Source organism: Flintibacter sp. SJQ-8, assembly GCF_054108085.1.
The window spans coordinates 218,445-241,432 of sequence record NZ_JBPJWR010000016.1; the positions used below are offsets into that span (position 1 = coordinate 218,445).

The window sequence follows — 22,988 nt, forward strand, 5'->3', positions numbered from 1 at the left end:
ATAAACCGCAAAACTGATTGACCACCTGTGCGTTTTGCGGTATAATAATAGCGAATGGAGGTGGTCACGATGATTGAAAGACCGTTATATGTGGATAAGATTATGGCCTATGTAGATACTCCTTTTGTTAAAATCCTTACAGGGGTGCGCCGCTGCGGAAAATCTACCATACTGAAAATGATTATGGAAAGACTGAAAACGGAACGAAACATCCCGGAAGATCGCATTATAAGCTGTCGTTTTGATTCTATGGAATATGAGGATATGACGGCAAAGCAGATCTACACGCTATTGAAGGATCAGCTTTCCTCCACAGGAAGGACTTATCTGTTTCTGGACGAGGTTCAGGAAATCAAAGGCTGGGAAAAGGTCGTAAACTCGCTGGCATCCGATTTTGATGTTGACTTGTATATTACAGGCTCCAACTCCAGAATGATGTCCTCTGAAATAGCGACCTATCTTACTGGCCGATACATTTCCTTCCGCATTTTTACCCTGTCTTTTGGCGAATATCTGATGTTCAAAAGCAAATTCGCCAATGTTGGGGAGCCGAAAGCAGAACTTGCCAATTATGTTCGCCTGGGAGGATTTCCGGCAACGCATTTGCAGGCGTATTCTCAGGATGAAATCTACACGATTGTCCGGGATATATACAATTCCACGATCTTCTCGGATATTGTAAAGCGAAATCAGGTTCGGAAGATCGACCAGTTGGAGCGTGTCGTAAAATACACATTCAATAATGTCGGCAACACCTTTTCCGCCAAGTCCATTGCAGATTACCTGAAAGCAGAACGGCGATCCCTCGACAACGAAACGGTTTACAGCTATTTGGAAAAGCTGGAAAAGGCATATCTGCTTCACCGCTGTTCCAGATATGACTTGCAGGGGAAGGAAATCCTGAAAACGCAGGAAAAATTCTATCTGGCCGATGTTGCCTTGCGATACAGTGTTCTCGGCTATAACGCAGACAGCGTTGCTTCCAGCCTTGAAAATATCGTATATTTGGAACTCTGCCGACGGGGATATACTGTCAATGTGGGGAAAACCGGAGATAGCGAGATTGATTTTGTAGCAGTCAGACAAAACGAAAAAATCTATGTTCAGGTGACGCAGGAGATCAACTCGGAAAAGACAGAAAAGAGAGAATATAGCCGCCTGCTTGAAATACCGGATAATTACCCCAAATTTGTTCTCACAACAGACGAATTTGCCGGTGGGAACTATGAGGGAATCAAGACAATGCACATAGCGGATTTCCTGCTCAGTGCGGAGTATTGACATCGAACACCAGATGAAACTCAATGAAAATCTACTGTCTGCCGGAAAAAGTCCCTTGAAAAAGTTGTGACTTTGGAAGAAAAGTCCCTTGAAAAAATTGATATTGCCATACAGAAAGCAGTCCTGCGGGGCTGCTTTTTCTATTTTCAGATGATTATGAAAAACAAAAAAGTGACCGGCCACCCGGTTCCAGAAAGGAGAAAGGATGAGAACAGCGAACACTTCCTATAAGCAAAATGGTGTGCCGGTGTCGATTCCGAGCGGTTCGTATGGCATTGCTCATTTGACGGTTCACCAATATGAATACCCCAAAGGACACCCCTGCCATAACTGCCCTTATACCCTGCGCACCTCTGTCCCGTCCTGTATGTTCCCTGAACGAAGGGACGGCGGCTGTCTATGGTACGATCTGAAAAAACAGCGGCGCCCTCCGCTGCCTGCGGTTTACCCCAAAAATCAGGCGGCGGCAGAGCGCATTTTTGCTTTCGTTGAAGTTCTCAAAGATGTAATGAAGCGAAAAGGTTATCAGGAAAGGAGGAAACCGATTGCGAAATAAAACCGATTTTTACAGGCTGTTCTTTGAACAGCTTGCCCGGCGCGGCTTTGATGTGAAGCGGTCCCAATCTTCCGATTACATCGCTGATATTTATTTCAAGAACCAGCTTGTGGCCTATTTCTCCAAAGCCGATACGGTGATCCAGAACCCCTTTGTCACAGTCAAGGACAAACTCATTCGCCTTATCAACGATACGGCCCAGGACACGGCGAACAAAGCGGGTATCTGCCGCGACTGTCCTTATACTGACGCCAATGAGAAACTTCCCAATGGCTCTTATAAGCTGGCAGAATACAATGGCGTGACTCTCGCCTGCAAGGAGCATCATCTGTTTGGCTATGTGTTCTCCACCTACCGCACCGCCCCGGATTCCGGCGAAATGATGGCCCGCCAGATTTTTTACAACAAGGAATTTGCAGGACAGGATTTCGCCAAACGGAGCGGTTTGGTGGATGAACGTGCGCTGTTTACCGAAGAAGAACTCCGGGTCCTTCATGCGGGCTTGGTTAAGATGAGCATACTCGATCAAGATGTTTCCAACGAGGCCCGTGAATCTGTGGAACGGATTCTTGACAAAATCGAGGACATTATCCCGGAGCTGCGGGAGCAGGAAATGGAGTTTGACTTTGATATGGAGTTCGGCCAGCAGGAAGAAATGGAGATTGGAGGATAGCAAGAATGAGCAGCAAGAGAAATCAGACCATCGCTATCGCCCGTTTCCTGATGTATAAATACGGGCTGAACCAGCAGCTTGAGGGCATGACGGACGAAGAATACCTGGCGCATCCTATTGGCTTGGATGTGGGGCAATATGTAGCTGACCTGATGAAATACTGCCCGGAGCATATCGTCGATCAGGTCATGGAACATCAGGATGCTCTTTTGCGGCGCCTGGGTACGGATTATCTCACCGTCATAGCCTATATGCCTTATGAGGAAGATGGAGGGACAAAGTATGCGTGATGGACGCCCGAATCCTGATATTTGGGGAAATATCATCACCTGCGGGGAGATTGCCGTGGGCATTTATGAGATTGTCGGCACAAAGAAACGTGGGCTGGAAGTGCCGAAGGCCCTTGCCGAAGAAATCCTGCCGGAATCTGTGATGGAGCAGGCTGCACAGGACGGTGAGAACCTTTGTTTTACCGACCCGGTTTCCAACGCCATCGTTGCGGACGCCCTGCTGGAACAGGAACTTGTTACTGATCCGCAGGCAGCGGCCCGTCTGGACGCAATCCGGCAGCTTGATGATGTGGCCTATGATACGGCCTTTGAACCGCCTGTTTCAGACTATGAGCTGGACGGGCTGGACTTGGAAAGATAGGAGTTTACAATGAAAATCCTGGATTTCGACCTGGAAGGAAGTCACTTCATCATCGAAGCAGACATTGCGCCGCGCCAAGAGGCGGATGATGATATGGAGTGTCAATGGCTCCGGTACGACTTTGATAACACGCAGGTTTATAAGGAAACGGACGGCGCTGTTTCGCCGTTCCAAATTACAGCCGTTGCCTGGGCTGGCTATCAACTGACTGCCGATCATGCGTTGAAAGATGTGATCGGACGCATTTCCCGCAATGAAACCGGCAAGCTGACCGTTCATTATGTTTGTCCAGAGCTTCAAGAGTTTTTCGATGAACTCAAAAAATATCCGGCTATCAGCGGGGAACGAACGATTCCGTACTTCATTTTTCACGGCGGCGATATTGCAAAACTGGCGTATGCGACCAACGAGTTTCTGTATTACGAGGACAGTAACTATATGCCGCTGATGTTCCGTACCGTTGACGGAACTCTTGTTTCCGACAATGAATTTGCCGATATGGGGCTGTATGAATCCGAAGAAAATGTTGAGAACGGCACAGAACACATTTTGCCGTTCACAGATTACGGTTCCGATGTGGAAAGCGCCTGTGATTTAGAGGACGAGGAAGATCTGGAAATTTGAAACTCAGAGGTTTGCGTGCTATGTTCCGTGGCCGGTGGGCAGTTTTCATCGACTTTTGCACCGTCCATCTGTTGGGTGGATGGGCTTAATTTGGAAAGGTAGGTGTTATTTTGAGGCTGGTCTATATTTCTTCCCCTCTGCGGGGAGATATGGAAAAGAACAAGGAAAAGGCAAAGGACTACTGTGCTTATGCGGCATCCTGCGGCGTGATTCCCTTGGCGCCGCACACGATTTTCACGCAATATCTGAATGACGCAGTGCCGGAGCAGCGGGAACAGGGTCTGCGAATGGGTCACGAACTGCTGGAACGCTGCGATGAACTCTGGGTTATGGGCGACACCATCTCTCAGGGAATGAAGGACGAAATTGGCCTGGCTACTTTTCTGCAACTCCCGATTCTCTATGTATCCGATGATATGGTGAAGAATCAGAAAATGATCCGCCAGTCGGATCGCCCTCTGGACATCAATGACTGCATCCCCGATAGTAGCCAGTACAACTACGAAAATCAATTTCTGGTTCTCAAACCTGGGGTGAGCAGCAAGGGCAAGGACATGACTGCCGACGACTCCATCTGGTATGCCCGTAACGGTTTTGGATGTATTTATGGAGCCAGAGGTCAGGCCGTGTATGCAGAAAGCCTGTTGACCGGCAAATACATTCATTGGGAACGACATGACTTCTGTGGCATCGTCAAACCGGAAAGTTTGAAAGAATGGCTTCTGGATAAGCCGGTCAGGAATGAGGCTGCCGAAGAACTCACCAAGTTTGTCACCCCTGAACTTATCAGCGCAGCCAAGCAAAACCATACTGCTTGCGGCTATCCTTTTCTAATCGGGTATGCCCCTGCGGAGGGCGGTCTGCATGAAGCGTTCTGCCTGGACCCCGATCCGGTCAATCTTGCATCTTTTATTGTGAAGATGGGGAAAGAGCGCGGCGACCTGATGATTTGTACTCCGTTGGATACCCCGTTTCTGAATACCGTTGGTATGTTCACTGACCAATGCGTAGATTTTGATTTTTTACAAGATCATCTGCTGCCGGTTCTGATTCCCATGCAGATGGGCAAAACGGAGCCGCAGGAAATCAAGCTGACCGAGGATCAGGATAACGAAGCGTTTCTGGATGATTTCGCTGTTGAGGATGATATGGAATTATGAAAACAAAGCCTAAATTGATGGTTTGTGCGCTGATCTTCGTTTCCGGCGCGATTCTCAACCTGTTTTTCTCAACAGCGGTTCACGGTCTGCTGACAAGAGAGATCACCCGGCTTTCACTTCTCCCCATCGGGGACTGCCTTGCCAGCCTATTTTCCAACCGCCAGCACATGATGTTGTATCTGTGTCTGCAAGGGTTTGTAAGTGTGTTGGCGGTTATGTTCTTCCTGACCAACATGAGGCCGTATGAATCAGACCTGGACACGATCACCCCGGAAATTCAGACACCCAGAGCCGTGGGCCAATACCAGCATGGTTCAGCCCGGTGGATGACCGATTCCGAGAAAGACAAAGCATTTGACAGCTACATTCTTGACCCGCACGACCCGACGATCCGGCAGCTCTTAGAAACCGGATACGATGGTTTGGACTTTCTCAAAGAAAAATAAGGAGGCGATAAATTGAAGTTGAACCTTCATCCCAAAGGTATTCCCAAGCTGGAGCCTTTGGGAACGGGTACTCCGCTGAAAAAAGGCGGTGTGGTGGTAGGTATGCGAAAGGAGGGCGATAAAGAAAAAATCTATTTTGTCGGTGATGACTGCCACCTGCTCTGTGTCGGCGCGACACGTTCAGGAAAGTCAAGATGTCTGGTTCTTGAGAGCATTTGCCTGTTGGGACTTGCCGGAGAATCCATATTTTGCTCCGATCCCAAAGCAGAATTGTTCCACTACACCGCTGATTTCCTGAAAAAGTTGGGTTATGAGGTTTTGGTGCTGGACTTCAAGAACCCCGAAAAGAGTATGCGCTACAATCTGCTCCAGCCCATCATTGACGCCATCAATGAGGGCGACACCGACCGGGCAGAAATGCTGGCTTGGGACTTGACGAACAATCTGGTGGGCAAGCCGGAGGGCGAAAAGATTTGGACGAACGGTGAATGTTCCATCATAGCGGCCGCCATTCTCTGCGTGGTGTGCGACAATCAAAAACGGCCGGAATTTCAGAACATGACCAATGTGTATTGGTTCATTTCGGAAATGTGCCGTACCATCGGAAATAAGATGCCGCTGTTGGAGTATGTCAAGAAGCTCTCTCCATTCCACCCGGCACGGGCGCTTCTGTGCATTTCCGATGTGGCGCCGTCCCGTACCAGAGGTAGCTTCTATACCTCTGCCCTGACCACCTTGCGGCTGTTCACCTCGAAGTCCATCTACGCTATCACCCATACCAGCGATTTTACCCTTGCAGATATGGGCAGTAAAAAGCAGGCGTTGTTTGTAATCCTGCCCGACGAGAAAACCACCTTTTATCCCATTGCTTCTCTCATTGTGTCGCAGCAATACGAACTTTTGGCAGAGGCGGCAGACCGGCGCGGCGGGCGTCTGGAACGCCGTGTCAACTTCATCCTTGACGAGTATGGCAACTTTACTCCCATCAGCGACATGACCAACAAACTGACCGTGGCGGCTGGCCGTGGGATGCGATATGCCCTGTTTGTGCAGGGCTTTGACCAACTGAAAGAAAAGTACAGCGACAATATCGCCAACACGATCAAGGGCAACTGTCAGGTTTGGGCGTACCTGCAAAGCGATGACCCGGAAACGCTGCGGGAGATGTCCGATAAACTCGGCAGCTATACCACATCCAGTTACCAGCTTTCGGCCAGCAACGGAAAATACACAACCCCGTCTAACTCCCAGAGCGTCAGCCTGACCGAGAGAAAGTTGCTCAATACGGATGAGGTCCGGCGCGTCAAGCGTCCCCATCAAATCATCACCAGTCGCGACCACCCCGCTATGATGTATGCGCCCGACCTTTCTCAGTGGATGTTCAACAAGATGTTGGGGTTGGGAGATATGGAGCATAACCGCAGGCTGCGGGAAGAACGGGAACAGAAACGGCCAATCATCACCGACACGAAGCAAGAAATCGCATTGTGGAACATCTGGATTTACTACCAGAAGGACATCATGCGCCGCCTTTCGCAGCAAAAGGGCGCTATGGGTGGTGGCCTTGATGATGATTAACTCATAGGAGGTTTTGAATGAAAGAGAAAATCAACCAGACGGCGGGCAGGCTGAAACAGACTGTCCGGGCGGTAGGTGTTGGTATTGCCACACTTACCGCCTCTTTTTTTATGTCCGCACCGGCTTATGCCGCTGGTGTGCAGGACAGTCAGATTGTCAAGGGAACCGAGAAACTGGTCGGTGATGTGACAACCTGGCTGATGGTTCTGGCGCCGGTTGTGGCCGGTCTGCTTATCATCTATTTCTGCATCCGGCGCGGCATGGCTGACGAGATGGATCAGAAAAAGTGGAACAACCGCATTGTGGTGGCGGTGGTGTCCTGCATTGGCGCCGTACTCGGTTCTGCCACCCTGAACCTGATTCTCGGCTACTACCAGTAAGCCGGGATACATTCCGTAGTACAGGCGATTTCCGCGCCTTACTAAATAAATCATTTTATTAACAGGAGGAAAAAACTATGGCTAACTTCATCCGCAACACTCAGGTTAAGGCTATGACTTCTATCTGGACTGCCAAGCAGAAGGCCCGTGAGCTGGCTGACCGCACGGCGGAGGCGCTGACCGACCGCACCGGTCAGGGTACGCTGGATGTGGCGATTACTGTGCTGATCTCCATTGTCCTGGGCGCCCTGATCCTGGCCGGTCTGTACCTGATCGTGGACGACACCGTGCTGCCCACCATCACCCAGCGCATCAAGGATATGTTCAACTACGGCGGCTGATCGGAACAAGCAGCGGCGGGGCCATCGGCCCCGCCCTAATTTTTGACAGGAGGTTTTTCAATGGAGTTCAAAGCGGAAATCAAAAAGACTTTTACCGGTCCCGACAAGCTGCGGGCGGTGTGCAGCGTGGTCCTGGATGACTGCTTTCTGGTGAAGAATGTGCGGGTTGTCGAGGGCGAAAAGGGGCTGTTTGTGTCCCTGCCCAGCCGTCGGAATGTCAAGGGCGAGTGGGTGGAGCATTGCTTCCCCATGACGAAGGAGCTGCGGGCGAAGCTCTCCGCTGCCGTGCTGGAAGCGTATGAGGCCGCCGTGCAGAACGAGGAAGCTGCTGCGTCCTGATTACTGCCCCATATTCCAATCCCTATTGGGGGCGGCCGAGCGCCGCCCCCAGAAAGGAGGTGGTTGCTGATTGGAATATATCTTAGTGCTGCTGATTGTGGCCCTGCTGAATGGAGCAATCGCCTATATTGATGGGCTGATGGAAGGGATCATCCCTCTTACCCTGTATGCAGAGCAGTATATGTCCACTTTGGCCGGGGTTGATCTGTTTCAATCCCTGTTTGACATTGTGTTCGGCTTTGGTGTGTCCCTGATTGTGCTGAAGTTCCTGAAAAAAGGCTTTGAAACCTATGTACTGTGGTCGGACGGGGATGCAGATGAAGAACCCATAGCCATTCTCACAAACTTCTTCAAGGCAATGGCGGTAGCAATCTGCTTTCCCACCATGTATGACTGGCTTGCCACGATTGTAGAGGAAATGAGCAATAAAATGTTGGAGGCCATCGGCCTTGCCACCGCTTACGATTGGGCTGGCTGGGTATCCGGCATCTCGACGATGGGACTTGTGACGGCCATCTTTGGTCTGGTATTTGTCATCGTCTATTTCATTCTGTATTTCCAATTCCTGATGCGCGGGCTTGAAATCCTGATCTTGCGAGTGGGCATTCCGTTGGCCTGCGTTGGTCTGATTGACAATGACAAAGGTGTATTCAAGCCCTACATGAGCAAGTTCTTCCAGTCTGCGCTCTCTGTGGTAATTCAGGTTTCTCTTGCGAAATTGGGGGTTGGCCTGATGATGAATATGCACATCTTCTGGGGCGTGGCCTGTATGATTCTTGCGGTGCGGACACCGAAGTTCCTTCAGGACTTCCTCATTACGACCGGTGGCGGTGGCGGCGGCGCCATTGTCAACAACGCATACCATTCTGTACGGCTGGTGCAGATGGTCAAGGGCATGGGAAAGTGAGGTGATGGCCGATGGTGACAATGGACGATATTTCAAATGCCATCATCCTGCTTGTGCGTGTTGGTGCGGTCGCCCGTTTCATCTACTGCCTGGTGCGTTTGACCGCAGCCGAGGAACAAGCAGCGCAGTATAAAAAGCGCGCCCGCAACACGGTGATCTTCTACATCATCGCAGAATCCATCTGGCAGATCAAAGACCTGATTCTGTACTATTATTCCTGACAGGAGGTGCAAATGGACGAAGATTTGAAACTCTACATCCCTCTGGGCGTGAAGCCGGAGGCCGAACTGTTTACCGGCTTTGGGAAAAAGCAGCTTTTTCAATCCATTGTGGGGTCCCTGGTGATGGGCGGCATAGCGGCGCTGGCCTGGCTTTTTACCGGGAATGTGACAACCACCGTTATCCTGGCCCTGGCCGGTATCTTTGGCTCTGTGATGATGACCACCAAAGACCAGAGCAATTTGTCCGTGGTAGATCAGGTGCAAAACCTGATTCGCTTTTTGCGCGGACAGAAAATCTACCCGTATCGTTACGGGGATGAATGGGGGCTTGAATAATGTACGCAACCATTCCGGTCTACTACCCCTCGCTGGAGGAAGCCGCCCGAAAGGATGAAGCGGCTCTCTGGTGTGACAGCTACAACATCAATATGTCCTGCCGCAACTTCATTCAGGATAAGGCCATGACTGCCTTCAATACCCGTGAACTGGACGCCTTTATCGAAGAATTGGTGCGCTGTTATGGAGCAGAACGGGCGATGTATGTGCTGTCCCGTACTATCCAGTTTTCCGATTGGGACGCACGGTTCGATCAGGCCGTGCTTGACCGAGCGGGCAAAACGGACTTCCCTGACACAAGAGAGCCGAGGGAGGCACATCAGGTAGACCCGACCACCCGATATGTCACGGAGATTGATCCGTGCGTTGTTAACGCCGTCTTTGTGAAGCTGATGGAGCTTGAGGACGAACAGGAAGAAACCAACTACATGAATGAAATCGAGCAGTATGAGCTTGACGAGGATATGACGGCAGAACTGTGAGGCTGCCGATGGAGCAGATGACATTTCTGGATTTCTTCGCAGGCATCGGCGGTTTCCGCAAGGGCTTTGAGCTATGCGGGATGCGCTGTGTGGGGCATTGTGAGATTGATAAGTATGCCGACCGCAGTTACAGAGCCATTCACGATGTAAAGGAGGATGAATGGTATGCAGCCGACATCACAAAAGTCGCCCCCGCAGATCTCCCCAGAGCAGACCTGTGGGCAGGAGGATTCCCGTGTCAGGATATTTCGGTCGCTGGCCGCCAGCGAGGGCTTGACGGAGCAAGAAGTGGACTCTTTTTTACACTTGCTCAACTCGTCAAAGGCCAAAGTCCTGAAAATCGACCCACATGGATTGTCCTTGAAAATGTTAAGAATCTCCTATCCATTCATGGAGGATGGGACTTTGCGACCGTTCTCGATACGCTGGCCTCACTCGGCTACCATATCGAATACGGACTGCTCAATACAAAGTATTTCGGCCCCCCTCAAAATCGAGAGCGAGTGTTCATTGTCGCTTGCCGACATCCTGGAGCCGGACGCGGACCCAAAATATTTCCTGTCCCCGCAGGCAGTGGCAAAGCTCTTATCCAACTCATAGGTGGTATGCAGGGGCAGCGCGTCTATGACCCGGCAGGCATCAGCGTAACAATGGCTGCACAGTCTGGTGGCTGGGGAGGAAAGACCGGTCTGTATTTCGTTGACCTTTGCAATGGTAATCCCAAGCTGACCGATCATGCCCGCTGCATCAAGGCCAAGTATAACAGCGGCATTACCAACCGTGGCGGGGACAATTCCGGTGTTCTGATCTCTCCCGCAGGGATGGACAAGGATGCGGTTCTGTCCTTTGTGGACATTTGCACCGGGAAGGCGAAACTCACCAGAGAAGCCCGCTGCATCCTCTCCGCCTATAACCGCACCATCAGTAATTGGGGCGGCAGTTCCGGGGTGTTCTATGGCTGCCGTGCTGTCGTGACCCCAGATCGGGAAGAAAAACGGCAAAACGGACGGAGAATCAAGAACTGCGGGGAGCCGTCTTTCACTGTTACGGCGCAGGATCGGCATGGAGTGCTATTTCAAGACTGCGATGAGTGTCCCTACGGGATGCAGATTCGAGAAGCGACAAAGAAAGGATATGATATTGCCCGCTGCGGCGACAGCATCAACCTCTCTTTCCCGGAGAGTAAGACGCGGCGCGGACGGGTCGGCAAAGACCTTGCCACGACGCTGGAAACCTCTTGCAATCAAGGCACAGCTTTTGCCGGGTGCGGCCTGATCCGCAGGCTGACGCCCCGTGAGTGCTGGCGACTGCAAGGCTTTACAGACGAGATGTTTGATAAGGCACGGGCAGTTAACAGCGACAATCAGCTATACCGGCAAGCCGGTAATTCCGTGACGGTTCCTGTAATCTACGCCATTGGGAAACAAATCCTTGCCGCACAGAAGGCATTGGAATGTGGAGAATAAGATGTTTCAGAAAAATTGGAACCCGTGGCCCATTTTTATCGGCATGGCGGTCGCAATGACCGCCATCGCCGTATTCTATCGACAAATCATGTGATGGAGGTGATTCATGCTGGAAACTGACGCATTAAAAGAAAAGCTGGAAATGGAAATCCATCGCTTTGCCCGACCGCCGGAGGAACTTTCTTCCGGTGATCCGTATTTTGAGCAGCTTCAGACCATGCTCGCAATCCGAGAAGAGCTGGAAAATATACCGCTGTGCGATATTCAGCGGGATATGCTGCTTGCGATGGAAAATGTATTGGAATCGGCATGGTTATTCCGTAATACCCCCGTCCCGGATCGCTGCATGAATCCGAACAATATCAGCGAAGTGGTGTACTACTTCCTTCAGGACAAAGGTGCCGAGTACCGGGGCGACCTGCTCTATGAACGGGCCAAAGCCGAGTTTGATGCCCGTATGGAAGAACTCGCCGCCCTGCCGCCTAAAGAAATTCTTGACCATGCCTACGAGAAGATCATCAAAGAAGATTTCCTCTGCCATCTGGAGGAAGGGTTGGACGAGTGGGAAACGGACGCTCTGTTGTCTTATCCGCAGCCTTTGGCGGCTCTCTACACGGAATGGATGGGAGTTGATTACTCCTATCTGGATATAGACAGAATCCAAAGCACGGCAAAGCAAGCAGCGGGAAAACGGTTAAATGAACTTCGCCGCCATGAGTTTGACGTCAATGGTGAGCCGCCTGCGGAACTGCGGTATTTCTATGATTTGCATAGCGAGATACTGGACAACCCAGATCTGGAGTGGGTCGGTGATATGGAGCCATGAATCCTCTGATTGTAAAAGGCGTGGTATTTGGCCTGCTGTTGGCTTGTGCTGCGCTCTGGGATATGAAAGAACGAGAGATTCCCAATCTGATTCCGGCCATGATTTTAGTTTGTGGCTTGATAGAGCTGCGCCCCGCTGCTTCTGTGGCGGGGCTTCTTGTTACGGGAGGTCCGTACCTGTTGGCTGCATTACTGACACATGGGAAAACCCTTGCCATTGGCGGTGGGGACATTAAGCTGATGGGGGCTTGTGGCTTTGTTCTGGGAGTGTGGTCTGGTTTGCTGCACAGCATTTTATCTCTGATCCTGGCCGTGCTTACAGGAGTGATGCTGTTTGGAGTACGCAGGCAGGACTTTTCTTCCATCCGGCTGCCACTTGCCCCATTCTTCTGCATTGGCGGCGTAACTGCTTATTGGCTGGCGGCTGCGGCCGCTGTAATCTGAACAAATGGAGGTATCAACTTGAACAAGAATATTTTCAGAAACCGGACGATTATCGGTGCGGTTTGTATCCTGCTGGCCGTCCTGGTTTGCTTTGGCATCACGCCCCTTTTCAATGCGGGTTTGAAGGCCCAGACCGAAGCGGTACGGGTGAAAGCCGAGGTGATTCCCCGTGGCACCTATATCACGGCGGATATGGTTGAGGTCTACACCAGAGGCGCGTCCGGTATGTCTGACGCCATTGCCACATCACTTGACGAGGTAGTAGGCCGATATACCGATGTAGAGCTTCGCAAAAACACAGATGTAAACACCGGCTGGCTTTCTTCTGAACCACTGACTCAATACGAGTACCTGACCAAGCTGGACGGTTCCAAAGTGGCGATCTCCGTTACCATTCCCACCTTTGCCAAAGGTGGTTCCGGCAAGGTGGAAGCTGGTGACATCATCATGCTCTTTGCAACCGATAAGGACACCGGGGAAACCACCCAGCCCCCGGAACTCAAGTATGTAGAGGTCCTGGCCGCAACACAGAGTTCCGGCGCCGACAAGGAATATCAGGCGCCCCAGGATGACGAGGAAGAAAATCCCGAAGAATCGCTCCCGTCCACCATTACCCTGCTGGTAAATACCGAACAGGCACAACTCCTTGCGCATTTGGAGGAATCCAACAGTCTGCACCTGGCGTTTGTGTACCGTGGAACCCGTGAGAACGCCGAAAAGTTCCTGGCAGCTCAGGATCAGTTCTTTGTGGAGCCGGAGGAAGATACCGCAGCTCAGGATGGCGAACAGGGTGAGGTATCCGGTGATAACAATGTGGCCGACAACACCGGTGATAATGCGGCCGGCAATGAACCCGCAGAGGAACAGGAGGTTGAGAATACCGATGGCGAATAAGCAGAAACAGATGCTTGCTGTGTGGGGCAGCCCTGGGGGCGGTAAAACCGTAACTGCGGTCAAACTGGCCCTGGAATTGTCCAAGCGGAAGAAAAATGTGGTGCTGGTGTTTACCGATGTGACGGCGCCCACGCTTCCGGCTGTGGTCAGCGAGAAGAAACTGCCGGATGTGTCCGTAGGCGAACTGCTGGCGGCTCCCGGAATGACGCAGGAACAGGTTCTCAAGACCTGCGTTCCCTGTGAGAAAAACCCCTATATCAGCTTTCTGGGCTACAAGGCCGGTGAAAATGTCTTTACCCATGCGGAGTACAGCAAGGAAAAGGCGGTGGATATGCTGGTCCTGCTGCGGCACATCGCAGACTATGTGATTGTGGACTGCACCAGCCTTTTGACCGGCAATGTGCTGGCGACCACCGCACTGGAGGTGGCGGATGATGTGCTGCGGGTGTGCAGCTGTGACCTGAAGGCCATCTCCTACTTCTCGTCCTATCTGTCGCTGGTTGCTGACAGAAAGTTCAAACCGGAACAGCACATCAAGGTGCTGTCCAACACGCGCCCTTATCAGGGTGGCAGCGAATACGAGAACTCCTTTGGCGGTGTGAAATACCGGCTGCCGTATCTTCCTTCGTTGGAGGAACAGGCGGCGACGCTGAAACTGCTGGAACCGCTTTCCGGTAAAGAGGCCAAGACCTATGAGCCGGTCATTGCCGCTATTGCCGGGGAGGTGTTCGGAGATGGCAAGTAATATTGACCTGTTCTTCAATACCAGCAGGAACAAGCGGACATTTCCCGAAGTGCTGGCGGAGATTCAGGAATATCTCGCCAGCAAGTATTCGACCCTGATTACCGATAACCCGGAGGAGCAGCACCAGCAGATCACCGCATACATCGCAAAGTATCTCAACGATTACAGTCTGGGCGTTGAGGGCATGAGCCATGAGGAACTGATCGACAAACTCTATACGGAAATGGCCGAGTTCTCCTTCTTGACGCCCTATCTTTTCGCAAATGATGTGGAGGAAATTAACATCAATTCGTGGAAAGATGTGAAAATCACTTATGCGGACGGGCGTGTGGTTCCCACCAAAGATCGGTTCCAGACCCCACAGCACGCTGTTGATGTAATCCGCAGACTCCTTCATAAGTCCGGCATGATTCTGGATAACAGTCAGCCGGGTGTGGTGGGCCATCTCTCCAATAAAATCCGTATCACGGTTCTGGGCAATCCGCTCACGGACAAAGAAAAAGGTGTGGCTGCATCCATCCGTATCGTGAATCCCAAGCAGTTGAGCCGGGATGATTTCATTGGCTACGGGACAGCCACCGCCGAAATGCTGGACTTTCTGGCCGAAGTTCTCCGGTTCGGTTTGTCCATCTGTGTGACTGGTTCCACCGGCAGCGGTAAAACCACGCTGATGAGCTGGATTCTCTCCACCATTCCCAACGAAAAGAGAATCTTCACCATTGAAAACGGGTGCCGCGAATTTGACCTTGTGAAAGAGGATGCAGAAGGAAATGTCATCAACAATGTGGTCCATACCGTTACCCGTTTTTCTGACGATCCCAAGCAGAATTACGATCAGGAGCGCCTTTTGGAGTTTGCCCTGACCTGTAACCCGGACATTGTGTGTGTCGGTGAGATGAAATCGGCCGAGGCTTTCGCCGCACAAGAGGCGGCCCGCACCGGCCACGCAGTTATCACCACCACCCATGCCAATAGCTGCAAGGCTACCTATTACCGCATGGTAACGCTGTGTACCCAGAAATACGATATGGGTGACAAAACCCTGTATAACCTGGTGACAGAAGCGTTTCCCATCGTTCTGTTTGTGAAAAAGCTGGAGGACAACAGCCGCCGTGTCATGGAGATCACCGAATGTGAGATTCTGGAGGACGGCACCCGGCAGCTCCACACCCTTTACCGCTATCATGTATCGGAAACCTCTATCGAAGATGGCAAGGTAAAGGTGCATGGCGAGTTTCAAAAGGTATCCACGATCTCGGCCAGCCTGCAAAAGCGGCTTTTGGAGAACGGTATGCCGCCCCGTCTGCTGGAGCGTATCGCCGGTGGCGGTGTAAAACTGGATACCGGAAAGGAGGAAACTGCGTGATTGTATTGATTTTGCTGGCCTTTGTCGGGATGCTGACCGGCATCTTCTTGATTCTGGGCATGACCCCCTTTACATTTGCGGAGGAACTGACCAAGCCGCTTTCCGGGCGCCGACAGCCGATTTCCAAGCGAATCCAGCAGGTCAACCACCCCAAAGAGCCGAAGGGCATCCGTAAAACCGTGCAGGAAGCACGGGAGATGTTGATCCTCACCGGAAAGGGTGGGAAGTTTGCCGCCGTCTGCGCTTTCTCGCTGTTCCTGGCGGCAATGGGCGCTGTGATCTGTATTGTAATTCAGAACTACTTTATGCTGCCGGTTTTGGCGGCCGGAATGGGCTTGCTCCCATTCTGGTATGTTCTGTTCACCTCTCACAGCTATAAAAAGCTGATGAACAACGAGATTGAAACCGGACTGTCCATCATCACAAGTTCCTATCTGCGCAGCGAGAGCATGATAACCGCTGTGGAAGAAAACATTCATTACCTGAACCCGCCTGTGGCTGATGTGTTCCGAGGCTTTTTGGCCGAAACCAATATGATAAGCGCCGATGTGAAACAGGCGCTCTCCAACATGAAGCCCAAGCTGGACAACTATGTGTTTCGGGAATGGGTGGATGCCGCTATTGCCTGTCAGGACGATAAGAGCCTGAAAAGCACGCTCACCCCGATCATCGGGAAACTCTCGGATATGCGGATTGTTGCGGCGGAACTGGACTATCTGCTTTATGAGCCTTTCAAAGAATTTATCACAATGGCATTCCTGCTCATTGGCAACATCCCATTGTTATACTTCTTGAATAAAGACTGGTACGATGTGCTTGTAAATACGGGCTTTGGCAAAGGGATTCTGGCGGTGTGTCTGCTGGTGCTGCTGATCTCCTTTGCGGCGGTGATCCGGCTCACCAAGCCCGTAGAGTACAAGCGTTGATCCCATCAGGAGGTGATACCATCGAGAGTGCTACCGATCTCCCTGCGGGACGCCAATGCGTTTGTTCTGGCGCATCACCGGCACAGCGGACAGGTGCGCGGCTGTAAGTTCTGTGTGGCTGTCGTAGATGATTTGGACGTCGTTCATGGAGTTGCGATTGTGGGGCGCCCCGTTGCCCGCCGACTGGATGATGGGAAAACAGCGGAAGTGACCCGGCTTTGCACCGATGGTATTGCCAACGGGTGCAGCTTCCTTTGCAGCCGGTGCGCCCGGATTGCGAAACTGATGGGCTATCAGAAAATCATCACCTACACCCTTGCAACCGAAAATGGAGCCAGCCTGCGGGCTTCCGGCTGGCAATGTGCGCCGGGACTGCGAGGCGGCGGGAACTGGAATGTGCCGGGGCGCCCCAGAGCCGACAGCCGTAACACCGGCCCCAAACGGCTCTATTACAAAGAATTGAGGTGACGCGAGTTTTGTATCTCATTTTACTATGCTTTGGGACGCTCTTTGGACTGGGAGCGTTCTTTTTGTTGGCCGGACTGCTCCGGCTGCCGACTTCCGCAAGCACAAAGGCGGTTCTGACCGTAACGAGTCGAGGGAAGTCCCAGAAAGGCAGCATCAACGCTGTCCTGTTCGATATGGCTGCACGGCTCTCTCCGCTGGTACATCTGGACGGCTATAAGCGGAAGAAGCTGGAGGCACAGTTGAAATCCGCCGAAATTAAAATGTCCCCGGAAACCTATATTGCGGCGGCCTGGGTAAAGGCTGGTCTGATTGCTCTGCTGATAATTCCGGCCCTTCTGATTTTCCCGATCCTTGCGCCGGTCATTGTGTTTCTGGCGGTGGCAGTTTACTTCAAAGAACAGAAACGAGCGGACGAGATCGTTCAACAGCGCCGGGAAGAAATCGAAGCCGAGCTGCCCAGATTTGTAAACACCATTGAACAGGAACTCCGGGCATCCCGTGATGTGCTGAACATCCTGAAATCCTACCAGAGAAATGCCGGTCATGCCATGAAGCGGGAACTGGAAATCACGATTGCGGATATGGCATCCGGCAACGAGGAAAACGCACTCACCCGCATGGAGAGCCGGATTGGAAGTACCATGCTGTCCGATGTGGTGCGCGGCTTGATCTCGGTCAAGCGCGGTGATAACGGAATTATGTATTTCCAGATGCTTTCTATGACCTTCAAGCAGTTGGAACTTCAAAAACTGAAACTGGAGGCCATGAAGCAGCCGGGGAAAATGCGTAAGTATTCCTTCATGCTGCTGGGCTGTTTCCTGCTGATGTATCTGGGTGTCCTGGGCTATGTGGTGTTGGAAGCCTTTGGCGATCTGTTCTAAAGGAGGTGGTGAAACCGTGAAACGACTTCTGAAGGACAAACGGGGTGAGGGCTTTGTGGATGTGTGTGTCCTGGTCCTGGCGATTGCAATGGTTCTGGCGTTGGTGGTCCGCATTGCGCCGGTATTTGTGGCAAAGCAGAACCTTGATGTCTTTGCAGACGAATTGGTTCGGACAGCAGAAATCAATGGTCAGGTTGGCTCTGCCACCAGCGCAAAAGCGGCAGATTTGCGGGAGCAAACCGGGCTTGACCCCAACATCTCATGGAGCGACACCGGAAAAATCCAGCTTGGAAATGAGGTGGAAGTGACCCTCACAACCACCGTCAATATCGGACTGTTCGGTGAGTTTGCATCCTTTCCTGTTACTCTGACAGCAAAGGCCAGTGGGACTTCGGAGGTGTATTGGAAGTGAAGAAGATTCAAGAAGTCCTGAAAAACAAATCCGGGCAAGGCGTACCGATGATTTTGGCCGTTGTCCTCTGTTGCCTGATTCTGGCCTGTGTAACCTTTGAGTATATGCGACTGATGATCGTTGCACAGGGGGTGCGCGATTCCGTCCAGTCCGCCATTGTGGATGTGGCCACCGAGAATTGGGATGAAGCCTATGCTGGTTTGCGGGAGGGTTACTCCGGCGGCTATCAGCTTTCCGGTTCGTCCTGGTCACAGAATGTTACCAGCGGCAATGTGTATGCCCGCCTGCAAAATGTTTTGGGTGTTGAATATGAGGGCGGGCAGTATGTAAAGTACAGCGGCGAAGATTTGGAGTATCGACTGTACGATCTGCACCTGGAAGTGGAAAATGCTCCGCTGGCCCCATCTGTGCCGGATGGGATTACGCAGCTCAATGTCACAGGAACGATCACTGTTGATGTGCCGCTTTCCTTTGGGTTCGGGCATCTGCCCCCCATGCAGATCACCATGAAACTCAACGCCAAATATGTTCCCAGGTTTTAATTTTGTGTATTTCGCCCTGTCGCTTTTCCATAGCGCAAAAAAATATTTGGCAGGAATCACACCTGGACGCCGTATTTGTGCAAATGGTATAATGATGGCGGGAAATATCGCCATCATTTTAATATAAAATCACCGTACAAGGAGGTTTTCAAATGAGTGCTAAAAACAAAAAGCTGCTGGCCGTTCTCGGCGCAGCCGCCGTTGTGGTAATTGTGATCGCCGCAGTGCTGCTGGGCAAGGGTGGGCAGACCACAACCGTTGATCCGGCATCCACCCCCTCGGATGTATCTGCCGAGGATGTGGATAGCAGCAATACCCCGGACAGCAGCTCCAGCGAACCGCTGGTAGTGGTGCCGGACGCCTCGAAGCCCGAAGCTACTGACAGCCAGAACCAGACCGATGCTGTTTTGAATGTGGAGGAAGAAGATCAGGTAGACGTTAACCTGACCGACAGTGAAAAGAAACCCGAAACCACTCCGCCCCCGGCGCCTTCTCAGGAGGAACAGCAGGCGGCCAGCGAAAAGGATGAGCCGATTGTGCATGAGCCGGACAGCAACCAACCCCAGACCGGCGACACACAGGGCGGTTCCATCTATCTGGAGGGCTTTGGCTGGATCACCGACGAGGGCGGCGGCTCCGTCCAGCACAACATTGACTCTGATGGAGATATAAATAAACAGGTCGGCAACATGGGCTGATAACAAGCCCGGAGAGTACGGTAGCGATACCGTACTCTTTTTTTGTTCTCAACTAATTTGATTGGAGGTGCGTTTTTGAAGCGGATATTTGTGATACTGCTCACATTTGTGCTGCTGTTGGGTATCTGCCCTATGAGCGCCCTGGCAGAAACCGGAGGAAGCGGAAATGTGGATGGCGGTGGCGGCGATATGGGGCAAGGAACCTCGCAGAACTCCTGGAATCCTGGTATGGATGGTGTGCGGATTACCGTGGTTGACGCAGAATCCGGTCAGCCTGTGTCGTCCTCTTTTGATTTGACCAACAAATCTCCATCTATCAAGGTTCATTTTGGGAAAGTCAGTAAAATTCAATATACGAATGGGGCGAGTATTTCTCCCACCACGGGGAATTACGACTACTATACCCCGGCAACCCCTATGCCGAGAATCATCAGCAGCGGCAGTCAGAGCGCCAGCATTGAAGCTATCAAGAAATACTTCTGCTCCGAGTATGCGGTAAAACTGGTGGCACAGCAGACCAGAATCGCATACGAGGAACTAATCGGCGGACAGTACAAGCTGTTTTTGGAGCCAATCGCCTATTTCAAGCACAACGGAATTATGATGGCAATGACTGCCCATGAAGCCGCACTCTATGATAATCAGGCAGGCGGGTCCTTGCGTAAGACCATGACGAGTTTGACCCATAAAAACCTGCCGCTGGCTATGTTCCTGGAATATGCGGATATGGGATTTCCGGCCTATACAGGGGCTACCAATAAGACCTGTTCCAACGATACTATTATCACCTATCTGGGCATGGGTATTGTATGGTTTACCGACCCGCCCGAACAGCCGGAGCCAACCGACTATGACTATGAGTATCGGGTGGATACGGATGTCATCACGCCGGTAACACTCTATGCTGGTTCGGAGATCAATCCTGACAGTCCGGCCACGGTATCCTTCACGATCAACGGCAGTACCTACCGGATGAACAATATTGTGATTCCGTCGGGAGACAGCCAGATTGCATGGGTAAAGTGGCATACACCGTCGGAGCCGCAGGACATTACCATCTATGTCAGCACCAATAAAGGCTCGTTGAGCCAAAGCACCATTCAGGCAAAGGTGGTAGATCTCTCCGGCAACGACCCGCCCGACCCGAAAGCCACCGATACGATGGGAAGCTGGACGGCCAGCAGCGTTCCCAGCCGTGAAACCAAGACCTATGCTGCTTGGAGTGTCTGGTGGGCGCAGTGGCACCCCTATTGGGTGTGGCACAGCACCGGTGATGACGATGGCTATTGGGTGGACGAAGGATGGTATGACTTCTTCCGGGACAATTACTCGGCCAGCATGACCGCTACCACCCGAATCGAACCGGACGAAAAGGTTCCCACCGCTTCGGGTGATTTGATGAAATCAGGCTATGGCGTAACAAACACGGTAACGGCGACGGTCAGCACCTCTGCCCCGCTGTCGCACTATACCTATGGGCAGACAGCCGTATCCTACTTCCCGGAGTTTGGATACGGAACCTACTGGCGGCTGCTTGAACGGCTCACCAGCGGAACGACAGCACGGTTCCAGTTTGCAAAGAACATTTACAGCACCTATAACCAGCGGGTGCATTTTACGCCGGTTTGGTTCCCGGACGGGAGCTACATCGTCAATACTCATGTGATGGATATTTGGACGCCTGCGGGGATGCTTGCCATGAATCTCACCGATGATGTAACGATCAGCGGCTCCCTCTATGATGATTGGCATATCGCACCGGGCAATCCGTAAGGAAAAGGAGAATGGATATGAACGACAACAGAACGATTCGGATTATGGTGTTTGAACCTGGACGGGCACCTTATACGACCATGCTGGAGGATTCTCTGGAACACCGGCAAGAACTTGTGGGCGGGGATATTGAGTGTATTCCTCTGCCCTGCGAAACGGTTCTCTGCTGCAATGCGTCCGGGAAACTGACAGGTCTGCCGGAGAACCGACAGTACGGGCCGGATACCCTTCACGGAACTTTTTTCCTCTATGGCGATACCCCGGAAGGACGGGGCGTTTCTTTGACCGATGAACAGATTGCCATGTATCAGGAGTATTTTCCGCAGCCGGTCCCCGCAGCGGTATCCTTTGAAGTACGGTCCGCCGCCGACATGAAAGAGTTTATGAACCTCATGTTCGGCAAGGGATGGGACATGGACACCGGAGCCGGAGAGGATATGGAGGCAGGCCGATGAGCAAAATGTTTTCGGTGGTGACTCTGGATGCCCCCCACTCTCTGATGACGGAGCATTTTGTCCCCGGCAGCCCTGATGGGCTGGATGAACTGCTGGACTGCGATGAAATCTCCGAGGTTCTTGCCGAATGGCCCCTGGGGGATACCATCGAAGCGAAAATTCAGACCTATCTCTATGGAGATGGCGAAACCGTGCGGGCTGACGAGGAGGATTTGGCTTTCTTCCGAGAGCATTTTGACGAGCTGGACGCCAGCGATGCCCTGGACTGCATCTCAGACCACAGCTTTTCTTTTGAATCGGACGAGTTGGATTTTGGGTACGGTGAAGAAAGCGAAGATGAAGAAGATTTGGAACTATAAGACATGGCTCTGCTGAAAAGCAGGGCCTATTTTTATGGCAAAGAAAGCGAGGTCGATAAATTGCTTTTGCCGATTATTATGATCTGCGTCTGTGCGCTGCTGGGCGGTGGAACGCTGATTTTTCTGAAGTTGTCGGCCAAACACAAAAAATCGAAGAACAAGGATAAGGAGGAACTGGCCCAGATTACCGCCAATGAGTTTGTGAATGTGAAGGATATTCGGGGGAACTTCCTCTATACCCGTGACAATCTGGCTCTGGCATATCTGAAAATCTACCCGATCAGCACGGAACTGTTCAGCAAAAACGAAAAGCGCCTGATTGCCAAGCAGCTTACGGTGAGCCTGTCCAGCGCACAGTACCCGTTTCAGCTTCTTGCCGTATCCCGCCCGGTAGATATTTCTCCGCTGTTGTCGGAGCTGTCTGCCACACTCACTTCTTCTTCCGATGTGAAGCAAAAGGAACTGCTGAAGCAGGAAATCGTGGAAATGGGCGCCTTTGCTCTTTCCGGCGAAGTTGTGGAACGGCAATTCTACATCAAGATTTGGGATAGGGTAAGCGATGGCGTTGAGCGCGATCTGCTTCAGAAGCTCAAGCTGCTCGGCGGATATTTTTCGGACATCGGCATTCAGACCGAGATTCTGCAACAGCAGGATATTGTCCGGCTGTGCAACCTGGTCAACAACCCGGCCTATGTGCATTTGGAGGATTCCGGCATCAATGCTGCGATCCCGATTTTGGAAAGTGTAGGTGTTGTCTAA

At 51.9% G+C, this 22,988-nt stretch carries 32 protein-coding genes; all 32 read left to right on the forward strand.

Annotated features, from left to right (window positions below; translation table 11 throughout):
* The first annotated feature begins 69 nt into the window (after positions 1-69).
* Entirely contained in the window at positions 70-1,281 is a 1,212-nt protein-coding gene (locus ACSAMP_RS12515) for an ATP-binding protein (protein ID WP_025544412.1), read from the forward strand.
* Positions 1,282-1,486: 205 nt separating this feature from the next.
* Positions 1,487-1,837, forward strand: a complete 351-nt coding sequence (locus ACSAMP_RS12520; protein WP_087242549.1) for a hypothetical protein — start codon at positions 1,487-1,489, stop codon at positions 1,835-1,837.
* On the forward strand, positions 1,827-2,510 hold the full coding sequence (locus tag ACSAMP_RS12525) for a hypothetical protein (protein ID WP_071434875.1): 684 nt from the start codon (positions 1,827-1,829) through the stop codon (positions 2,508-2,510). Before ACSAMP_RS12520 ends, ACSAMP_RS12525 begins: the two co-directional genes overlap by 11 nt.
* Positions 2,511-2,515: 5 nt before the next feature.
* Complete coding sequence (locus ACSAMP_RS12530) at positions 2,516-2,800, forward strand: aldo-keto reductase family protein (RefSeq protein ID WP_087180016.1); 285 nt, start codon at positions 2,516-2,518, stop codon at positions 2,798-2,800.
* Positions 2,793-3,161 (forward strand): hypothetical protein, encoded by a 369-nt coding sequence (locus tag ACSAMP_RS12535; RefSeq protein WP_006354119.1) that lies wholly within the window; start codon positions 2,793-2,795, stop codon positions 3,159-3,161. Before ACSAMP_RS12530 ends, ACSAMP_RS12535 begins: the two co-directional genes overlap by 8 nt.
* A 9-nt stretch (positions 3,162-3,170) precedes the next feature.
* Entirely contained in the window at positions 3,171-3,785 is a 615-nt protein-coding gene (locus ACSAMP_RS12540; protein ID WP_025544409.1) for a hypothetical protein, read from the forward strand.
* 110 nt (positions 3,786-3,895) lie between these two features.
* Positions 3,896-4,945: a DUF7768 domain-containing protein gene (locus tag ACSAMP_RS12545; RefSeq protein ID WP_457800682.1), complete on the forward strand. Its 1,050-nt coding sequence runs from the start codon at positions 3,896-3,898 to the stop codon at positions 4,943-4,945.
* Positions 4,942-5,391 (forward strand): TRAG family protein, encoded by a 450-nt coding sequence (locus tag ACSAMP_RS12550; RefSeq protein WP_087182911.1) that lies wholly within the window; start codon positions 4,942-4,944, stop codon positions 5,389-5,391. Before ACSAMP_RS12545 ends, ACSAMP_RS12550 begins: the two co-directional genes overlap by 4 nt.
* A 12-nt stretch (positions 5,392-5,403) precedes the next feature.
* Positions 5,404-6,969 carry a VirD4-like conjugal transfer protein, CD1115 family gene (locus ACSAMP_RS12555; RefSeq protein ID WP_457800683.1) on the forward strand — a complete coding sequence of 522 codons (1,566 nt, stop codon included), beginning with the start codon at positions 5,404-5,406 and terminating at the stop codon, positions 6,967-6,969.
* 17 nt (positions 6,970-6,986) lie between these two features.
* Complete coding sequence (locus ACSAMP_RS12560) at positions 6,987-7,349, forward strand: Mbov_0395 family pilin-like conjugal transfer protein (protein ID WP_025544406.1); 363 nt, start codon at positions 6,987-6,989, stop codon at positions 7,347-7,349.
* A gap of 77 nt (positions 7,350-7,426) precedes the next feature.
* Positions 7,427-7,690, forward strand: a complete 264-nt coding sequence (locus ACSAMP_RS12565) for a DUF6133 family protein (protein WP_025544405.1) — start codon at positions 7,427-7,429, stop codon at positions 7,688-7,690.
* A gap of 60 nt (positions 7,691-7,750) precedes the next feature.
* A complete protein-coding gene (locus ACSAMP_RS12570) occupies positions 7,751-8,029 on the forward strand; it encodes a SpoVG family protein (RefSeq protein ID WP_087182908.1) in 279 nt (92 codons plus the stop codon).
* Between the two features lie 70 nt (positions 8,030-8,099).
* Entirely contained in the window at positions 8,100-8,936 is an 837-nt protein-coding gene (locus tag ACSAMP_RS12575) for a conjugal transfer protein TrbL family protein (RefSeq protein ID WP_021632268.1), read from the forward strand.
* Between the two features lie 11 nt (positions 8,937-8,947).
* Entirely contained in the window at positions 8,948-9,157 is a 210-nt protein-coding gene (locus ACSAMP_RS12580) for a mercury transporter (protein ID WP_087182907.1), read from the forward strand.
* Positions 9,158-9,169: 12 nt separating this feature from the next.
* The gene (locus tag ACSAMP_RS12585) at positions 9,170-9,493 is read left to right on the forward strand and encodes a hypothetical protein (protein WP_006354129.1); all 324 of its coding nucleotides are present in this window, start codon (positions 9,170-9,172) and stop codon (positions 9,491-9,493) included.
* Positions 9,493-9,975, forward strand: a complete 483-nt coding sequence (locus ACSAMP_RS12590) for a DUF3849 domain-containing protein (RefSeq protein WP_457800684.1) — start codon at positions 9,493-9,495, stop codon at positions 9,973-9,975. Before ACSAMP_RS12585 ends, ACSAMP_RS12590 begins: the two co-directional genes overlap by 1 nt.
* Positions 9,976-9,983: 8 nt before the next feature.
* Positions 9,984-11,441, forward strand: a complete 1,458-nt coding sequence (dcm, locus tag ACSAMP_RS12595) for a DNA cytosine methyltransferase (protein ID WP_006354131.1) — start codon at positions 9,984-9,986, stop codon at positions 11,439-11,441.
* 106 nt (positions 11,442-11,547) lie between these two features.
* Positions 11,548-12,267, forward strand: coding sequence for a DUF3848 domain-containing protein (locus ACSAMP_RS12600; protein WP_055180697.1), 720 nt, complete (start codon positions 11,548-11,550; stop codon positions 12,265-12,267).
* Positions 12,264-12,710 (forward strand): prepilin peptidase, encoded by a 447-nt coding sequence (locus ACSAMP_RS12605; protein WP_457800685.1) that lies wholly within the window; start codon positions 12,264-12,266, stop codon positions 12,708-12,710. Before ACSAMP_RS12600 ends, ACSAMP_RS12605 begins: the two co-directional genes overlap by 4 nt.
* A gap of 18 nt (positions 12,711-12,728) precedes the next feature.
* Positions 12,729-13,604, forward strand: coding sequence for a Flp pilus assembly protein CpaB (gene cpaB / locus ACSAMP_RS12610; RefSeq protein WP_154238253.1), 876 nt, complete (start codon positions 12,729-12,731; stop codon positions 13,602-13,604).
* On the forward strand, positions 13,594-14,349 hold the full coding sequence (locus ACSAMP_RS12615; RefSeq protein ID WP_025544398.1) for an AAA family ATPase: 756 nt from the start codon (positions 13,594-13,596) through the stop codon (positions 14,347-14,349). The genes cpaB and ACSAMP_RS12615 overlap by 11 nt, the downstream gene beginning before the upstream one ends.
* Entirely contained in the window at positions 14,339-15,715 is a 1,377-nt protein-coding gene (locus ACSAMP_RS12620; protein WP_457800686.1) for an ATPase, T2SS/T4P/T4SS family, read from the forward strand. Before ACSAMP_RS12615 ends, ACSAMP_RS12620 begins: the two co-directional genes overlap by 11 nt.
* Positions 15,712-16,641, forward strand: a complete 930-nt coding sequence (locus ACSAMP_RS12625) for a type II secretion system F family protein (protein ID WP_457800687.1) — start codon at positions 15,712-15,714, stop codon at positions 16,639-16,641. The genes ACSAMP_RS12620 and ACSAMP_RS12625 overlap by 4 nt, the downstream gene beginning before the upstream one ends.
* Before the next feature lie 27 nt (positions 16,642-16,668).
* Positions 16,669-17,109: an XF1762 family protein gene (locus tag ACSAMP_RS12630; protein WP_457800688.1), complete on the forward strand. Its 441-nt coding sequence runs from the start codon at positions 16,669-16,671 to the stop codon at positions 17,107-17,109.
* Positions 17,110-17,117: 8 nt separating this feature from the next.
* Positions 17,118-17,990: a type II secretion system F family protein gene (locus tag ACSAMP_RS12635; RefSeq protein ID WP_457800689.1), complete on the forward strand. Its 873-nt coding sequence runs from the start codon at positions 17,118-17,120 to the stop codon at positions 17,988-17,990.
* A gap of 16 nt (positions 17,991-18,006) precedes the next feature.
* A complete protein-coding gene (locus ACSAMP_RS12640) occupies positions 18,007-18,402 on the forward strand; it encodes a DUF4320 family protein (RefSeq protein ID WP_006354140.1) in 396 nt (131 codons plus the stop codon).
* Positions 18,399-18,944 carry a hypothetical protein gene (locus tag ACSAMP_RS12645; RefSeq protein WP_457800690.1) on the forward strand — a complete coding sequence of 182 codons (546 nt, stop codon included), beginning with the start codon at positions 18,399-18,401 and terminating at the stop codon, positions 18,942-18,944. The genes ACSAMP_RS12640 and ACSAMP_RS12645 overlap by 4 nt, the downstream gene beginning before the upstream one ends.
* Before the next feature lie 152 nt (positions 18,945-19,096).
* Positions 19,097-19,642 (forward strand): DUF6550 family protein, encoded by a 546-nt coding sequence (locus ACSAMP_RS12650; protein WP_457800691.1) that lies wholly within the window; start codon positions 19,097-19,099, stop codon positions 19,640-19,642.
* Between the two features lie 75 nt (positions 19,643-19,717).
* Positions 19,718-21,415 carry a DUF8193 domain-containing protein gene (locus tag ACSAMP_RS12655; RefSeq protein ID WP_457800692.1) on the forward strand — a complete coding sequence of 566 codons (1,698 nt, stop codon included), beginning with the start codon at positions 19,718-19,720 and terminating at the stop codon, positions 21,413-21,415.
* Between the two features lie 17 nt (positions 21,416-21,432).
* Positions 21,433-21,870 carry a DUF3846 domain-containing protein gene (locus ACSAMP_RS12660; RefSeq protein ID WP_227151314.1) on the forward strand — a complete coding sequence of 146 codons (438 nt, stop codon included), beginning with the start codon at positions 21,433-21,435 and terminating at the stop codon, positions 21,868-21,870.
* Entirely contained in the window at positions 21,867-22,229 is a 363-nt protein-coding gene (locus tag ACSAMP_RS12665) for a hypothetical protein (protein WP_118426514.1), read from the forward strand. Before ACSAMP_RS12660 ends, ACSAMP_RS12665 begins: the two co-directional genes overlap by 4 nt.
* Positions 22,230-22,232: 3 nt before the next feature.
* Complete coding sequence (locus ACSAMP_RS12670) at positions 22,233-22,988, forward strand: TraC-like domain-containing protein (protein WP_457800693.1); 756 nt, start codon at positions 22,233-22,235, stop codon at positions 22,986-22,988.

Excerpts from the sequence above, each read along its gene's own strand:
- ACSAMP_RS12670 (WP_457800693.1), top strand. The coding sequence starts at position 22,233 with ATGGCTCTGCTGAAAAGCAGGGCCTATTTTTATGGCAAAGAAAGCGAG.
- ACSAMP_RS12590 (WP_457800684.1), top strand. The coding sequence starts at position 9,493 with ATGTACGCAACCATTCCGGTCTACTACCCCTCGCTGGAGGAAGCCGCC.
- ACSAMP_RS12600 (WP_055180697.1), top strand. The coding sequence starts at position 11,548 with ATGCTGGAAACTGACGCATTAAAAGAAAAGCTGGAAATGGAAATCCAT.
- ACSAMP_RS12580 (WP_087182907.1), top strand. The coding sequence starts at position 8,948 with ATGGTGACAATGGACGATATTTCAAATGCCATCATCCTGCTTGTGCGT.
- ACSAMP_RS12620 (WP_457800686.1), top strand. The coding sequence starts at position 14,339 with ATGGCAAGTAATATTGACCTGTTCTTCAATACCAGCAGGAACAAGCGG.
- ACSAMP_RS12565 (WP_025544405.1), top strand. The coding sequence starts at position 7,427 with ATGGCTAACTTCATCCGCAACACTCAGGTTAAGGCTATGACTTCTATC.
- ACSAMP_RS12530 (WP_087180016.1), top strand. The coding sequence starts at position 2,516 with ATGAGCAGCAAGAGAAATCAGACCATCGCTATCGCCCGTTTCCTGATG.
- ACSAMP_RS12650 (WP_457800691.1), top strand. The coding sequence starts at position 19,097 with ATGAGTGCTAAAAACAAAAAGCTGCTGGCCGTTCTCGGCGCAGCCGCC.
- dcm (WP_006354131.1), top strand. The coding sequence starts at position 9,984 with ATGGAGCAGATGACATTTCTGGATTTCTTCGCAGGCATCGGCGGTTTC.
- ACSAMP_RS12570 (WP_087182908.1), top strand. The coding sequence starts at position 7,751 with ATGGAGTTCAAAGCGGAAATCAAAAAGACTTTTACCGGTCCCGACAAG.
- ACSAMP_RS12540 (WP_025544409.1), top strand. The coding sequence starts at position 3,171 with ATGAAAATCCTGGATTTCGACCTGGAAGGAAGTCACTTCATCATCGAA.
- ACSAMP_RS12660 (WP_227151314.1), top strand. The coding sequence starts at position 21,433 with ATGAACGACAACAGAACGATTCGGATTATGGTGTTTGAACCTGGACGG.
- ACSAMP_RS12535 (WP_006354119.1), top strand. The coding sequence starts at position 2,793 with ATGCGTGATGGACGCCCGAATCCTGATATTTGGGGAAATATCATCACC.
- ACSAMP_RS12560 (WP_025544406.1), top strand. The coding sequence starts at position 6,987 with ATGAAAGAGAAAATCAACCAGACGGCGGGCAGGCTGAAACAGACTGTC.
- ACSAMP_RS12665 (WP_118426514.1), top strand. The coding sequence starts at position 21,867 with ATGAGCAAAATGTTTTCGGTGGTGACTCTGGATGCCCCCCACTCTCTG.
- ACSAMP_RS12605 (WP_457800685.1), top strand. The coding sequence starts at position 12,264 with ATGAATCCTCTGATTGTAAAAGGCGTGGTATTTGGCCTGCTGTTGGCT.
- ACSAMP_RS12515 (WP_025544412.1), top strand. The coding sequence starts at position 70 with ATGATTGAAAGACCGTTATATGTGGATAAGATTATGGCCTATGTAGAT.
- ACSAMP_RS12520 (WP_087242549.1), top strand. The coding sequence starts at position 1,487 with ATGAGAACAGCGAACACTTCCTATAAGCAAAATGGTGTGCCGGTGTCG.
- ACSAMP_RS12585 (WP_006354129.1), top strand. The coding sequence starts at position 9,170 with ATGGACGAAGATTTGAAACTCTACATCCCTCTGGGCGTGAAGCCGGAG.
- ACSAMP_RS12550 (WP_087182911.1), top strand. The coding sequence starts at position 4,942 with ATGAAAACAAAGCCTAAATTGATGGTTTGTGCGCTGATCTTCGTTTCC.
- ACSAMP_RS12615 (WP_025544398.1), top strand. The coding sequence starts at position 13,594 with ATGGCGAATAAGCAGAAACAGATGCTTGCTGTGTGGGGCAGCCCTGGG.